The organism is Psychrobacter faecalis, assembly GCF_016107575.1.
GTDB lineage: Bacteria > Pseudomonadota > Gammaproteobacteria > Pseudomonadales > Moraxellaceae > Psychrobacter > Psychrobacter faecalis.
In genome coordinates this window covers 1-15,467 of sequence record NZ_JABAST010000037.1, presented here as the reverse complement: position 1 = coordinate 15,467, position 15,467 = coordinate 1, and the positions used below count along the sequence as shown (strand labels likewise).

The 15,467-nt window shown below is 44.6% G+C and carries 13 protein-coding genes; 10 read left to right on the top strand and 3 right to left on the bottom strand.

Annotated features, from left to right (window positions below):
- Positions 1–187: 187 nt before the first annotated feature.
- Positions 188–1,072: a metal ABC transporter substrate-binding protein gene (locus tag JFC07_RS10640; protein ID WP_068404265.1), complete on the bottom strand. Its 885-nt coding sequence runs from the start codon at positions 1,070–1,072 to the stop codon at positions 188–190.
- 223 nt (positions 1,073–1,295) lie between these two features.
- Between JFC07_RS10640 and JFC07_RS10635 the strand changes: the two genes are divergently transcribed.
- The 6 genes from JFC07_RS10635 (at position 1,296) to gluQRS (ending at position 6,924) form a co-directional block, all read left to right on the top strand.
- A complete protein-coding gene (locus tag JFC07_RS10635) occupies positions 1,296–1,844 on the top strand; it encodes a transcriptional repressor (RefSeq protein WP_198329019.1) in 549 nt (182 codons plus the stop codon).
- Between the two features lie 163 nt (positions 1,845–2,007).
- Entirely contained in the window at positions 2,008–2,745 is a 738-nt protein-coding gene (locus JFC07_RS10630; protein ID WP_198329022.1) for a metal ABC transporter ATP-binding protein, read from the top strand.
- 66 nt (positions 2,746–2,811) lie between these two features.
- Positions 2,812–3,657 (top strand): metal ABC transporter permease, encoded by an 846-nt coding sequence (locus tag JFC07_RS10625; RefSeq protein WP_198329018.1) that lies wholly within the window; start codon positions 2,812–2,814, stop codon positions 3,655–3,657.
- A 285-nt stretch (positions 3,658–3,942) separates the two neighbouring features.
- Positions 3,943–4,782: a metallophosphoesterase gene (locus JFC07_RS10620; RefSeq protein WP_198329017.1), complete on the top strand. Its 840-nt coding sequence runs from the start codon at positions 3,943–3,945 to the stop codon at positions 4,780–4,782.
- A 512-nt stretch (positions 4,783–5,294) separates the two neighbouring features.
- The gene (gene dksA, locus JFC07_RS10615; protein ID WP_068404274.1) at positions 5,295–5,738 is read left to right on the top strand and encodes an RNA polymerase-binding protein DksA; all 444 of its coding nucleotides are present in this window, start codon (positions 5,295–5,297) and stop codon (positions 5,736–5,738) included.
- 235 nt (positions 5,739–5,973) lie between these two features.
- Positions 5,974–6,924 carry a tRNA glutamyl-Q(34) synthetase GluQRS gene (gluQRS, locus tag JFC07_RS10610; protein ID WP_198329021.1) on the top strand — a complete coding sequence of 317 codons (951 nt, stop codon included), beginning with the start codon at positions 5,974–5,976 and terminating at the stop codon, positions 6,922–6,924.
- Positions 6,925–7,024: 100 nt separating this feature from the next.
- Here gluQRS and JFC07_RS10605 read toward each other — a convergent pair whose 3' ends face one another.
- Together JFC07_RS10605 and murD are read right to left on the bottom strand one after the other, a co-directional pair.
- A complete protein-coding gene (locus tag JFC07_RS10605; protein ID WP_198329016.1) occupies positions 7,025–8,149 on the bottom strand; it encodes an FtsW/RodA/SpoVE family cell cycle protein in 1,125 nt (374 codons plus the stop codon).
- Between the two features lie 430 nt (positions 8,150–8,579).
- The gene (gene murD / locus JFC07_RS10600) at positions 8,580–9,998 is read right to left on the bottom strand and encodes a UDP-N-acetylmuramoyl-L-alanine--D-glutamate ligase (protein ID WP_198329015.1); all 1,419 of its coding nucleotides are present in this window, start codon (positions 9,996–9,998) and stop codon (positions 8,580–8,582) included.
- Between the two features lie 671 nt (positions 9,999–10,669).
- Here murD and JFC07_RS10595 point away from each other — a divergent pair.
- From JFC07_RS10595 to JFC07_RS10580, 4 genes are all read left to right on the top strand, one after another.
- The gene (locus JFC07_RS10595) at positions 10,670–12,169 is read left to right on the top strand and encodes a SulP family inorganic anion transporter (protein ID WP_198329014.1); all 1,500 of its coding nucleotides are present in this window, start codon (positions 10,670–10,672) and stop codon (positions 12,167–12,169) included.
- Between the two features lie 149 nt (positions 12,170–12,318).
- Entirely contained in the window at positions 12,319–13,173 is an 855-nt protein-coding gene (locus JFC07_RS10590) for a universal stress protein (protein ID WP_068404282.1), read from the top strand.
- Positions 13,174–13,622: 449 nt separating this feature from the next.
- Positions 13,623–13,961 (top strand): P-II family nitrogen regulator, encoded by a 339-nt coding sequence (locus JFC07_RS10585; RefSeq protein ID WP_011514651.1) that lies wholly within the window; start codon positions 13,623–13,625, stop codon positions 13,959–13,961.
- A 93-nt stretch (positions 13,962–14,054) separates the two neighbouring features.
- The gene (locus JFC07_RS10580; protein ID WP_198329013.1) at positions 14,055–15,329 is read left to right on the top strand and encodes an ammonium transporter AmtB; all 1,275 of its coding nucleotides are present in this window, start codon (positions 14,055–14,057) and stop codon (positions 15,327–15,329) included.
- The last annotated feature ends 138 nt before the right edge of the window (positions 15,330–15,467 follow it).

Below are 15,467 nucleotides of genomic sequence, written 5' to 3'. Positions count from 1 at the left end.
GCAAGTGAAATATGCCTTTTATCAAGCATTTAGTTATTTAGCGCTGAAAATCTCTCTACAGAGTCAATAAAGTAGCGCTAATCACCTCTAAATTCACCTATTCTACCGTTAATTTAACTTACGTCATTTCAAATAGCTCAAAAGCTCAGCTTGCCATTAGAACTTGACCGCTACTTTTGACCCTTATTTAGGAAATACACTGACGGATTTGCTGCGCCATTGTCTGCCAACCACTAATAAAATCTTTACTGTTGCTCATATCTTCCGCTTGCACGCTACTTTTAACCGGTTGTAATTTCGCCAGCAAACCTTTAGCAGGCTGATTTGGGCTGACCAAGCACATTTGTTTTGCTGGGCGCTGCTCATTTAACCAGCGTAATTGACTGGCTTTTGGCGCTAAATGATGATCGGTACTTAAGCTGCCAATTAACTGAAACTTGGCGCTGTCTTCCATATATTGATAAGCATCATGATATGCCCAATACGGCAAAGGTTTTTGCGCGTGGTTTGCATGAGCTGCCGCCACGGCTTTATTCATGCGCTGGGCAAATTTTTGCGCATTAGCATGATAGAGCTTTTTATATTGCGGATTGGCATGACTGTGAATGACAGCAAGCGCTCGCGTAATGGCTTTAGCGTTTTCAGGATCGAGCCAAATATGCGGATCGAGCGTGCCAGCAATGGCTTTGCCTTTAACATCGCGCAGCGGATGACGATTAAAGGCGTCGAATTTAAATAACGCAATCGCATTGGGCGCGCTATTTAGCGTGGTGGCGAGGTTGTTTTCTAGCGGCTCGCCAAACCAAACCACAAACTTACTGTTTTGAATCGCCTTGATATCGCCGGGACTGATACTGCCGTGATGTCCGACCTCCCCTGCTTGCAATAATTGCTTGGCTGATGGCGCGCCTTCCGTCACCGCTTGGCTTAATAAAAACAGCGGATAGTTACTGACGCTCACCGTTGCCGCTTGCGCGCTCATCATGAACGAGGCAAATATAAGCACGCCAGTTATGAAAAATCGCTGTAAGCGCAGAGTTAAATGCATAAAGTTTTTAAATAATGGAATCATAATGGCGGCTTTTAAGGTTCAAGGATAATTGGCAAAGGTAGTTATAAATATTTTGCAACGTTATTCTGGTATAAAACAGCAGACCTGTGAATAAATGCAAAGGACTTCTCTGTTTTGCGTTTTAGTATGTTATACTATAACAATATAAAAAACCATTATAAAATATCCATTAACTAAAAATACTGTCCATCACACCGCTAAACTGTCTTTAGGAGCTTGCTGCATGTCTACTCATTCATCTGTTTGCGCTCATGTCCATGATGTGCAAGATTTTACAGCGTCCGATGTCAATGAGCGTTTACTAGCAGCCAAAGAGCAATGTCGCTCAAGCGGCGCGCGCTTTACGCCGCTGCGTCAACAAATCTACCAGTTGGTGCTAGAAGCCAATAAACCAGTGGGCGCTTATGATTTAATCACCCAATTGCAGCAGATGCGCCTTGCCGAGCCTGAAGCAGAAAGTGATAGCTCGAGCCATCAAGCAAATACTCAAACGCCAAAAAATGTCGCGCCGCCGACGGTTTATCGCAGCTTGGAGTTTTTATTGAGCGAAGGTTTGATTCATCAGCTAACCTCGATTAATGCTTATGTGCCTTGTTGTCATCCACGCGCCCAACATACAGCAGCGTTTTTAATCTGTGCCCAGTGTCAGCGGGTACAAGAATGCAGCAGTTTGCCGGTACAAGAAATAATGAGCTTTGCAGAGCAAGACGTTGGCTTTATGGTCGAGCGTAGCGTCATTGAATTGAGCGGTCGTTGCCAAGCGTGTCAGTAAAATAACGGTTTGCTTATATTTTTGACCTGAATTTTAGGTTTACGCTTTCATGCTAAATTATTATTCTGTCATTTCTTAATTATCATTAATACATCAGTACTGCCCTATGAGCCTAGCAATTTTACCAACCAAGCCCTCTGCTATGAATATAAGCGATAAAACCATGCCTAACGCGGCTAAACTGCTGAGCTTAAGTGATATCAGTTACCATATCGGGCAGCAACGTATCCTCTCGCATATCGATATTGATATTGCTGTTAATGAAACGGTCAGTCTGATAGGTCCTAATGGCGCGGGCAAATCCACCTTAGTTAAACTAATTTTAGGTTTAATCGAACCGACGAGTGGGCAGATAACGTCGCACCAAAAATTACAGCTCGGCTATGTGCCGCAGCGCTTTGCCGTGCCGCCTATTTTACCGTTACGCGTTTGCGATTTATTGGCACAAGCCGATAAAAAACGCCTAAGCGCTGAGCAGCGGCAATTTATCTTTGACAATTTGTCGTTGACGCATTTATTGTCGCGGCAAATGCTGCATTTATCAGGCGGTGAAACCCAGCGAGTATTATTGGCGCGTGCCTTATTAGACAAGCCCAATTTATTAATCTTAGATGAGCCGATGCAAGGACTAGACCCTGATACCGAGGTTTGGCTGTATCAGTTTATCGATGAGCTGCCGGAGTTTTTGCGCTGTGCCATGCTGGTGGTGTCGCATGATTTGCATTGGGTCATGAAAGGTAGCAGGCGTGTCATTTGTTTAAATAAGCATATTTGCTGCGAAGGGCAACCAAGTGAGCTTGCGATTAGTTCGGAGTTTCAGAAGCTTTTTGGCCATCATTATGAGCAGCCTTATGTGCATCAGCCGCACGCTTGTGAGCACCATGCCCCAAGCAAGATATAATTAAAAAACCAAGCTTTTTAGGCAAATTGCCTTGTTCCTTTTATAAAAACGTTACGGATATCTATTATGACCGCTTGGTTAGCCATCATAGCCCCTGCTTGGATTGCTGGTAGCATTTTAGCGCTACTTTCTGCGCCTTTAGGCTGCCTAGTCTTATGGCGGCGCATGGCATTTTTTGCCGATGCCTTGGCACATGGCACGTTACTTGGTGTGGCGTTGGCAGTTTTGTGGCAATTACCGATGGGCATTGGCATTGGCATCGTCAGTATTTTGGTGGTACTGGGCTTGGTATTTATCGATGATGAGCGTCTGCCGGTCGATGCGGTGCTGGCCGTGGTTGCGGTATCGCTGCTGTGTTTAGGTTTATTAACCTTGACGCAGCTTACCGATCAGCAAGCCAATGTTTTAGGTTTTTTATTTGGCAATTTGCTCGAGCTTGACTGGGCAGATTTGCCGTTGATTGCAGTAAGTGTTTTGGTGGGCTTAGGATTACTGATTTATATATGGCCTGCACAAATCAAGCTTGCCACCCACGAAGCTTTGGCACGCATTCAAGGGATCAATCCGATGCGCCAGCGCTTGTTTTTTATGGGCGTATTAGCTGGGTTTTGTGCTATTGCCTTGCAAGCGGTTGGGAGTTTATTAATCAGCGGCCTATTGGTGTTGCCAGCATTAACAGCACGTTTATGGTCGGCATCACCAAAACAAATGGTTGTTATCTCTTTAATCATAGCCCAGCTTGGCGTCACGCTTGGCGTTTGGAGCAGCATTTGGCTAGATATTCAAACAGGGCTTGCTATCGTTTTGATACTGGCTATTTTATTTTTTGTGGCGCTCATTATCTCAAAGCTAATAAGTAAAAGATCAGGATCCGAATCCATCTTGGCAAAATTCTGGTCCCCACGCCGTTAGCGTTATTTACATATAGCATCAGATTTCTAAACGTCTCAGCCATTACATTTAGGTCGTGATTTTGATATTTGCTTGGCCTTTGTCGAACTTTATTTCATCAATATTGCTAGAGCTTTAATGCCCATTATGTTATAAACTTTCCTGAATACTATCAATGCGATAGTTGGTGAATATTTGGTTTAATAAATTCTTGGTATACCAATCTAAGATGTTTTTTTTAACGAATGTTTTCGTTTCATCATATTTTAATTTATTATCGTTTTGCTTGATAAGGGACTAACCCCCATGCTTAGCTACCCCGCCAGCGCAGTCAACACGCCCGACGGACAGGTCAATGTTCTGCAAATTACCGATTTGCACTTATCCTCCCACGTGCCTGCGGCGGCTGACGAAACCAGTAGTGAAGTAGCGGTTTGCCAATACAATTTTGAGGCGATTATCAAGCAAGCGTTAAGTGCGGAGCGGCGCTGCGATTTGATTCTCGTGACAGGCGATTTGGTCAATAAAGTACAAGCAGAGATTTACGATCATATCTTCGACGTACTACAAGCAACGGGTATTCCTTTTGCCTGTATCGCCGGCAACCATGACGTTACCGATGAAAACAACAGCGAGCTGCCATTTTTTCAGCGTGAACTGATTGCCAGACCCGCGGACAGACGCTTATTGAACCGTCATGTTATCGAAACCGACCATTGGCAGTTGTTGTTAATAGATTCTTCGATGACAGGCAAGGTAGAAGGTGAAGTGACGCTAAGCGACATTGATTGGCTCTGTGAGCAGCTAGAGACATGCGCGAAGCCTGCGCTTATTGCGCTGCATCATCATGTGATAGCGGTCGATTCAGACTGGATTGATCAGCATATGGTCGAAAACGCCGATATTTTTTGGCAACGGCTGGCAACATTTGAGCATCTTAAAGTCATTATCAGCGGGCATACCCACCAAGAGCAAGTCCGCCATCGGCATGGGGTAACGGTTTATAGCACACCCTCTACCTGCTATCAGTTTAAGCCTTTTGAAGATGATTTCGCTTATGATAAAAGTGCCCTGCCCGGCTATCGCTGGTTGCAATTAGCCAACAATGGAGAGGTTGCAAGCTGGGTTGAAAGACTAGATACTTGACAACCAGTTTTATTGGCAGAAATTTAGCTAGTATTTAGCTAGTATAATACCGCCAGAGTATGTATGTTATAGGGCTAGCTAAAATTACTGGTTATAGGCAACTACAGCGTGATTGCTAATACTAGCAACCTAACCGTAAAGCTAAAAATGATAAATAAGTTATATCATAAATAAGGTAAAAAATGAGAACGGTCTACATTTAGACAAAATTATAATAGCTAGGACGGCTAAATTGACCACAAGCTAAGTTTCCACAGTCAGTGATTTGTAGCTTTATTTAACGGCTAGCATTTAAATAAAAAGATTGATAGCAATATACCTGACCATTGATAATCGATAGATCGCTAGCAGTATATCGAAATAACCGTATGTTTAGATCAGCTGTGTTACTTGTGTCACTAAGTGGTAAAACGCTTATAAAAGAAGCCATTTATAGCGTTTGGTAAATTGATAACGTCTTGTCTGTCGATAGGTCGTTTTATTGAATTAATTTGAAAAAGTAGGATACCCATATGAGCACCCTGACCCCAAACCCAAATCCAAGTGATGTAAAGTTCACCCCTTATGCGCCTGCCGAAAACGAAGAATACATGTCGGATGAGCAATTGGCGCACTTTAAAGCCATTTTATTAGATTGGAAGCATCAATTGATTGGCGAAGCAGATCGTACCAAGACCTATATCCAAGATGAGTCCAGTGCCATGCCTGATATCAATGACCGCGCCACTCAAGAAGAAGAGTTTGCCCTGACCTTGCGAACGCGCGACCGCGAACGTAAGTTGATTCGCAAAATTGATAAATCTATCGCTGAAATTGAAAACGAGGATTATGGATTTTGTGAGACTTGTGGCGTCGAGATTGGTCTGCGTCGTCTTGAAGCCCGTCCAACCGCAACCCAGTGCATTGACTGTAAAACTTTGTCTGAGATTAAAGAGCGTCAAAACCAAGGCGCCTAAATCCAGCCAATTTAACAGTCATTAATCATGTTAATACGCAACGAGCGACCATTTATTGGTCGCTCGTTGCGTTTTATGGCGTTATTTTTTGTTAAATAGCTTTTAGTGGTTGACACGGTACCAACAAAATACGCATATTTAGCAAATATCTTTTTGGCATCGATTTATTTATTCTATCTATTTCCACTTTCGCTAAGTGTCTATTTTGAAAATATCTGCTACCTCTATGGCAAACATGCCTATTAATCTTACTCTGCCCCAACCTATTGGCCGTTTTGCGCCGTCACCAACCGGTGAGCTGCATCTTGGTTCCTTAACCACCGCGCTTGCCAGCTTTTGTCATATTAAATCTCTTGGTGGCAAATGGCTACTGCGTATCGAAGACACCGATACCGAGCGCTGTGATCGACAGTTTACCGAGCAGATTTTGATTGATTTAGAAGTGCTTGGGCTGCACTGGGATGGCGATGTCATCTACCAATCTGAGCGCCTTGATATTTATAATGATTATTTATCTTCAAGCCTATATCCGCTGACTTACGGCTGTCAATGCTCGCGTAAAAGCCTTGAGCGTTATTGGCAGCAAAAAGCGATGGGAGAAAGCATGGACGCAGAGCAGGTACAGGAAAAACTGCTGAACAGGCAACGCTATCCGCGCTGTTGTCTAAATGCCAATCTTGATAAAGAAAAAAACAAACTGCGTATACAGCTACCAGATTACCGTATCGGCTTTAAAGATGGTATTCAAGGTGTGCAATGGAGCAATCCGCAGCAAAGCTTGGGAGATATGGTGGTGCGTCGCCAAGACGGCATGATCAACTATATTTTGGCTGCCAGCCTCGATGATGGCTTGCAAGGTGTGACGCATATTATGCGTGGCTTGGACATTTTACCGATGACCACCGCGCAAATTAGCATTATGCATGCAGCGCATTTGCCAGCTATCGATCATTGGTATCATTTGCCATTGATATGCAGTCCTGACGGTCAAAAGCTCTCTAAACAAAACCTTGCCCAGCCAATTGATACCCATGACCCAAGTCATCTAATTGCCCATGCTTTGCAGCTATTACAGCAGCCTGCCGTTGATAGAGACACGCCGACAAACATGCTAAAGCAAGCAATTGCACAATGGGATAACTTACCCCTGCAAAATAGGCAGTCTTTAAATGTGCCTGATATTTAATAACATCTTGCTAAGCCTTAATAGAAAAAACGCCGCTATGAGCGACGCTTTTTTATCATTAACAACTGGATTGCTGTAAATAATCTAATCATTACATGACTTAGTAATAACGGCACTGGCTTTTTTCAATCTCAGGGCTTTCTTTATAAATCTTTAGCAGTACCGCGACCATCACCAAGCTAATCAGCATCGATGAGCCACCATAACTGAAAAGTGGCATGGTCAAACCTTTGGTCGGAATCGCACCCATATTCATCGCCGCATTAATAATCGTCTGGGCAATAAACACCACTGCGATACCAAAAGCGGTATAGCTCATGCGCATTTGCCGGCGTTTTAGGGCATTATAACTGATGTGCATCGCACTTCCGATAATCAGCGCCTCAAAGATGAGAATCATGGTCACCCCAACAAAGCCCAATTCTTCACCGGTAATAGCTAGTAGAAAATCGGTATGCGCCTCTGGTAAATGCGACAGTTTTTGCACGCTTTCGCCGTAGCCGACGCCAGTGAACTGTCCACGACCAAAGGCAATTAAGCTACGCGCTAGCTGATAATCAGTGTCTTGTACATCATCAAAAGGGTCTAAAAACGACATCACCCGTACCAGTCGGTATTGAACGGTTGCTACCATTAATACAGCACCGCCAACGGCCACAGCACCGAGCGCGATAAATTGCTTATAAGGCGCGCCGGCAATATAAAAGATGGCAAAGACCGTCCCAATAATAACCACAAACGAGCCAAAATCTGGCTGCGCGAGCAACAGAACGGTGATTAACCCAACCACGATGGCTATGCGTAAAAACCCATCCCAGCCGTTACGTACCTCAAATGAGCGCCGTACAACGAAGTCTGAGACAAAGATAATCATCACCAATTTGGCAAGCTCTGCGACCTGAAAATTAAAACCGCCGAGCGTGAGCCAACGCTTCGAGCCATTAATAGGCGTACTAAATAAAGTGGCAAATAACAATAACCCTGTGATGGCCAAGAGCATAAACTGGGTTTCGGTTTTATAAAGCCTTTTTAGCGTTACTGCTTTATAAGAAATACCAGCGATAACCAGCCCAATCGCCATGTATAAAAGCTGATTATAAAAGAAATGCAGCTCGCTCATGCCGCGACTAAGGGCAAACGGGATAGAAGCAGAAGCTACCATCAATAAGCTGAGCACCAACATACAGCCAACGCTTGCTAATAAAATGGCGCGCGCTGAGGGCATGGAGAGAACGCCATCTGAGCCAGTAGTTCGCGGCGATTGAGAGTTTGATCGAAAAAAAGAAGAGAGCGCCATAATTTTGTATACACTAGCAAACGAGAAAACACGGCGTTATAAAACGCCACCGTTTAAAAAAATGAAGTTGATTTTATCCAATAGATAATAGCAGACAGCAAAGCGGCGACAAACCCCGATTGTTAATCGTTTAGCTTGTCAGTATTAATGGTACAGTGGTTAGCAACATGAATAGCAACGATGGTTTGCAAATCGTTTATCGCCCACTTTATCACCTAGTTGACAGTAGCAGCAATTTATAAGCAAAACAATCATTTATCGAAAAACGCTTTCCATTTTTATAACATCAGTAAAACTACTTAAAACCTAACGCTGATACTACTTTAAGTCAAAACGTATGATAAAGCGTCAAGATGCTTTATGAAGCCTTGTCTAACTGGTTAACCAGCTGACTAAAGTACTTGCCGCGTTCCGCAAAGCCACTAAACTGATCGAAACTGGCACAAGCTGGCGACAAGAGCACCGCTTGTACTTGCGATAAACTGCTTTTTGTGACTTGCTGTATCGTCGCAAAAGCGCCCTCTAGCGTTTGACATTGATGCATATAGACATCATCGTCGTTGATACCAGCGGCGCGTAAATGTTGCTCAATTTGCTGGCTATCTTCGCCAATAAACAGCACTTGGCTGACGTATTGATTGATAAATGGCGTTAATTCGCCAAATTGCTGACCTTTACCCTGCCCACCTAAAATTAATAGCAGTTTACCGTCTTTAGGCGCATATACCGCTCCTAAGCCCTCGACTGCCGCCATGGTTGAGCCAATATTGGTACCTTTAGAATCATTAAAATAATCAATGCCATCGACCGTAGCCACATATTCGCAGCGATGCTCAAGTCCTGTAAAACTCTGCAAGGTGGCGAGCATACTATCAAGCGGTAAACCGGCAAGCTCGCCAAGTGCTAAAGCTGCTTGCGCATTGAGTAAATTATGCCGACCTTTGATACGCAGTTTATCCGCCGACAGCAAACGCTCTGTCCCGCGGGCCAAATACGTCTGCCCTTCTGAGTCGGTAATCAGTCCATATTGACCTTTGTCAGGGGCGTGAATGCCCGTGCTTAAGCGTGGCAAATTATCCGCCACTAGCGGGCGCGTCAAGGCATCTTCGCGATTGATAACCACTGACTTGGCGCCCTGAAAAATGCGATGCTTGGCTTGATGGTAGCCGAGCATATCGCCATGGCGGTCTAGGTGGTCAGGCGACATATTGAGCACAGTAGCTACTTGCGCGCCTAAATTGGTTACGGTCTCTAACTGGAAACTTGATAGCTCGAGAACTGCCAACTCCATCTCGGTATTGGACAGTAACGTCAGTGCTGGCACGCCAATATTGCCGCCTACGCCAACATTGACCCCGGCATCGGCGGCCATTTGTCCAACCAAGGTGGTGACGGTACTTTTAGCGTTAGAGCCTGTAATCGCAACAATCGGTATACGGCACGCTTCGCAAAATAGCTGAATGTCACTGACAACGGGAATATTAGCCTCTCGCGCCGCAGCAACCGCTGGGGTTTTTAAGGAGATACCTGGGCTGATGATAATGCGAGCCGCTTGTTGCAATAAATCGGCATCTATCGCTCCAAACTGGCGAATCTCAACAGCAGCAGGCAATTGCTCTGCTAAAGTAGGATTGACTTGATTGTCGGTGACAGCGACTTGGTAACCTTGCTTGGTCAAATACTGCGCAACCGACAGCCCCGACTGCCCCAAACCGACCACGACTTGTAAACCACTGCCCTTATGAAGTAAGGCTTCTGTTGCGGTGTTAGTGGTCATATCTATTCCTTTTATCTATTGGACTAACAAAATTGTATCAAGCATCTTGGCTTTATCAATAGTATTGATAATGGCTTTTTATATTTGGCTTTACGCTAAACGTCAGGGCTACAACTAATCTCAGCCAGTTTTAGCAAGTCTGAACCAGCTTGAACCAGTATGAGTAAGCTGCTGTGGATGATGAGCATCATAAAGCCATTGCCGCAATTTCGGTACTGGTTTTTTGAGGCTTTGTGTTATTATGCGCCTGTTTTTATATTGCACCGCTAATGCTATAATAGCCGCCTTAATAAGAACCGCTACGATAGTAAGCGCTCTTTAACCAAATCTTTAATTTAGCATTTTAGTTTAGCATGTTGTCACCTTTATCGCGCCATTGTCATCGTCCTGCAGTTATGTTTTTTATGCTGAGGTGGATATGACAGGCAACCGCTGCCCCATATTTTGGCGTTTTGTCTGACAAGAGACGTATCTTCTTCCGCCGTATTTCACGGCAAACACTTATTCATGTTTTTAAGAGCTGTTATCCTACTGATTAAGGGTAACGGTTTGTGCGATACCGCTATAAAGGTCGATAACCGTTAGTCTCGATACAATCATTTTAGGATGACGCTTTATTGCTCGATCAAAAATGGTTGTTTTTTTTGCCTCTAACCCTATACAGTTTACTTATGACATCTTTTTTTGGCAGTTTGCGTGAAGAGTGGTTTTCCAATATTCGCGGTGATACGTTATCAGGTTTAGTGGTCGCACTGGCCTTGATTCCAGAAGCGATTGCCTTTTCTATTATCGCTGGTGTCGACCCAAAAGTCGGTTTATATGCTTCATTTTGCATCGCCGTGGTCATCAGTTTTGTCGGTGGACGTCCGGGTATGATTTCGGCGGCGACCGGCGCGATGGTACTGGTGATGGTTGATTTGGTCGCCGAGCACGGGCTGCAGTACTTGCTTGCCGCTACGTTACTGTGCGGCGTCATTCAAATCATCATGGGTATTTTAAAACTTGGTAACTTGATGCGCTTTGTGTCGCGCTCGGTGGTCATTGGTTTTGTTAATGCGCTGGCGATTTTAATCTTTGCCGCTCAATTGCCTGAGCTGAACCCGATGACTGAGCGCGTCGGCATGACAGTTTATATCATGACGGCGGCAGGCCTTGCGATTATTTACTTATTTCCGCTGCTTCCTAAAATCGGACGCGTGATTCCGTCACCGCTGATTTGTATCGTTGGTTTGACTGCGGTTGCCATGTATATGAATCTTGATATTCGTAACGTCGGTAGCATGGGCGATTTGCCCGATTCTTTACCGGTGTTTTTATTACCTGACATTCCGCTGAACTTTGAAACCTTGCTCATTATCGCGCCTTATTCTATCGCGCTTGCTATCGTAGGTTTATTAGAATCGATGATGACCGCGACCATCGTCGATGAGTTGACCGATACGCCCAGTGATAAAAACCGCGAATGCCGTGGTCAAGGTATGGCCAACGTCGTATCAGGCTTCTTTGGCGGTATGGCAGGCTGCGCGATGATTGGGCAATCAATGATTAACGTCAAATCTGGCGGCCGTACGCGTTTATCAACGCTTATTGCTGGCGTGGTGCTACTCATCTTGGTGGTATTTTTAAGTGAGTGGGTCAGCCAAATTCCGATGGCGGCATTGGTAGCGGTGATGATTATGGTTTCTATCGGTACCTTTAATTGGCAATCTATTCGAGAATTTAAAACCCACCCACTGTCCTTTAATATCGTGATGCTGGCGACCGTGATAACCACTGTGTTTACCCATAACCTCGCGTACGGCGTCGGCGTTGGCGTGCTGCTCTCAGCGTTGGCGTTTGCCAATAAAATCGGGCAATTCTTAACGGTCTTTAGTGAGTATGACGACAGTAGCAATACGCGTTATTACTACGTGCAAGGACAGGTTTTCTTTGCGTCAACGACGCAGTTTTTGCAAAGCTTTGATACCAAAGAAGCGTTAGACAGCGTACAAATCGATGTTAGCCACGCCCACTTTTGGGACGTCAGTGCCGTCGACACCTTAGACAAACTGGTCATGCGTTTGCAGCGCGAAGGTATTGATGTCAAAGTGGTCGGACTCAACAGCGCCAGCCGCACCCTTATCGATCGCTTTTCGATTCATGATCGCCGAGATATTGGACTGTTAGATTAAACAAAACGGTAGTGGTGTTATCAAGCTGAGCGTAATAATGTCTTTATTGTTCAGCAATTATATTGGTATATAAAATCAGGCTCGCGGCTTAAAGGAGCAACTTTAAGCCGCGAGCCTGTGTTTTTATTATTGAGATATGTGGTGCCCTTATGAGTAATTTGAAGCCAGATAGTGTGATTGCTTGCTTGGACTGCCCCAATCATGTGCAAGCGGTATTGGATGCCAGTATGTGGGCCTCTATTCGTCTGCAAGCACCCATTGGTCTGCTGCATTCTGTACCAAGTTTGCAACAAAAAGCTGCCGTTGATTATTCCGGCTGTCTCAATGTTGACGATGAAAATGTCTTGTTAGACCAATTCACCGCAAAAGAGCATTTGAGCAATAGCGAGCTAAAAGCCCAAGGTAAATTGCTGCTGCATCAAGCCAGCACATACTGCGAGCAGCAACATCATAAGCTAAAAACCTATACTTTGCATCGCCATGAAAGCCTGAGTGACAGTATTGATTACGTCGATGACAAGGCACAATTAATGGTCATCGGTCATCATGTGACTTGCAAATCAACCTTGAGTCAGCTGATACGTTTGAGTCACTGCCCCATTTTGGTGACCCATGCACCATTTTTGCCCCCAACGACGGCATTATTTGCTTTTGATAACAGTCCAACTTCGCATAAACTGCTCAGTTGGCTGTGTAAAACGCCGCTTATTCGGGCGTTGACCGTACATATCGTCATGGTTGCCAAAGAAAACTCAGAAAACTGCGATGCACTGCGGGAAGCCTATGCGCGCCTTAAACAAGCGGGTATCAAATGTAAAAAAGCCTTACTCGACTGCCGTGATGTCACTGCTGCCTTAAATTACTATCAAAGCAAAAATGATATTGGGCTGCTGATGACCGGCGCCTTTGGGCAACCGCGTTTGCTTGAGCTGCTAAAAGGTAGCGAAACTAAAAAACTACTTGGTAGCACCAAAACTCCATATTTACTCTTCCCCAAAGCTTAAAACCTTCCTTTTATGTATAAACTTTTGATTTTAAACGCTATTATTCATAATGGCGTTTTTAATAATCGACGTTTTTACAATGCTTATGCGCTTACTTTTCTCCTATCTCTTCCCATTTTTCTTATCAAACCTCTTATCAAATCGTCACATGAAATAAAGTGATAGCCTCCCCAAGCGCTTAAAAAGTTGGTTATAATAAAGTGTTTATTCTCCCAACGTTAAAGGTTGATAGCTCCAACTTATATCCATAAAAACAGTGTTATCGTTGCGATATAGGTAAGAGTCTTTGTCACTATCTTGGTTATTTTTAAGCAAATGCGCCCAACTCTACCAACCCCCTTGAGTAGGTTTGGCACAATTCTTGAACTATTTACCATGAGCCTGACAATAATACGAGCCAGCAAACGGTCTCTATTAACCTGCGACATCATCTATATAAGGATTTTTTTATGAAGCTAATCACTGCGATCTTAAAACCGTTTAAGCTCGATGATGTGCGCGAAGCGCTTTCTGACATCGGTGTAAAGGGTGTCACCGTCACCGAGGTCAAGGGTTTTGGTCGTCAAAAAGGTCATACCGAGCTCTATCGCGGCGCTGAATACGTGGTGGACTTTTTACCTAAGGTGAAAGTTGAGGTAGCAGTGATGGATGAGATGGTCGAGCCTGCTATCGAAGCCATTACGCGCATTGCCAGTACCGGCAAAATCGGTGACGGCAAGATATTTGTGACCAATCTTGAACAAGTCATTCGTATTCGTACGGGTGAGACAGGTCCTGACGCCATTTAATAGTTAAGAATAATTAAGCGCTAGACCACTTATAAACACAGATTTATAGGTCATCTCGATCACTGTATTGCATCTATTCAAGGGGGAATTAATATGCAAAATCAAATCTTTGAGCTCCAGTACGCGCTAGATACGTTTTATTTTTTAATCTGTGGCGCGCTAGTCATGTGGATGGCCGCTGGCTTCACCATGTTAGAAGCTGGACTGGTACGCTCAAAAAACACCGTCGAAATCCTCACCAAAAATATCGCCCTCTTTGCCACCGCCTGTACTCTGTATATGATCTGCGGTTATGCCATTATGTACGATGGTAATCTGTTTTTAAGCGGTATTGCTGACAACGATGCCTTAAACAATACGTTAGTAGCCGATGCCTTAGCGAGCTCAGCTAAAAATGGCTTTAATGGCGATGCGGTATACTCGGCGGCTTCTGATTTCTTCTTTCAAGTTGTGTTCGTCGCTACCTGCATGTCTATCGTTTCAGGCACAGTGGCTGAGCGTATGAAGCTATGGTCTTTTTTGCTGTTTGCTGTCGTTATGACCGGATTTATCTATCCATTAGAAGGCAGCTGGACGTGGGGCGGTAAAGCCGTATTCGGCTTATTTAGCCTTGGCGATTTGGGATTTTCTGATTTTGCCGGTTCAGGTATCGTGCATATGGCAGGAGCAGCAGCGGCGTTATCAGGAGTTCTGCTTTTAGGGGCGCGTAAAGGTAAATATGGACCTAACGGTGAGATACGGGCAATTCCCGGCGCCAATTTACCTTTAGCGGCGCTTGGTACGCTTATCTTGTGGATGGGTTGGCTTGGGTTTAACGGCGGCTCCGTGCTTAAACTTGGCGATATCACCAGTGCCAATGCCGTTGCTATGGTGTTTTTAAATACCAACGCTGCCGCTGCGGGTGGGGCGATTGGCGCGCTTATTATCGCGCGCATCATTTTTGGTAAAGCAGATTTGACCATGCTATTAAATGGTGCATTAGCGGGTCTGGTCGCCATCACTGCCGAACCGTCCACCCCGTCGGCGCTGCAAGCAACGTTATTTGGCATGACAGCAGGCGTTATTGTGGTCATATCAATCCTTGCATTAGATAAAATAAAAATCGATGACCCAGTCGGTGCTATCTCTGTACATGGGGTGTGCGGCTTGTTCGGTCTGATGCTAGTGCCATTGACCAACCAAAATGCTACTTTGCTCGGTCAAATTGCTGGTGCAGCAACCATCTTTACTTGGGTGTTTATCAGTAGCTTGCTTGTTTGGAGCATTATTAAAGTCGTAATGGGCCTGCGTATCTCTGAAGAAGAGGAATATCAGGGCGCAGATATTGCAGAATGTGGTATGGAAGCCTATCCAGAGTTTATAAGGTAAAAAGTATTTAAGAGGGTTTTATTGTTGATTTGCTAATCATCGATAAAACCCTTTTAATAAAAACCTATCCCATTAAAAATCCCGGTGGTGTATCAGAAAGTATGCTGAGGAAATAAAAGGAGGAGTGACAGCCAGAGC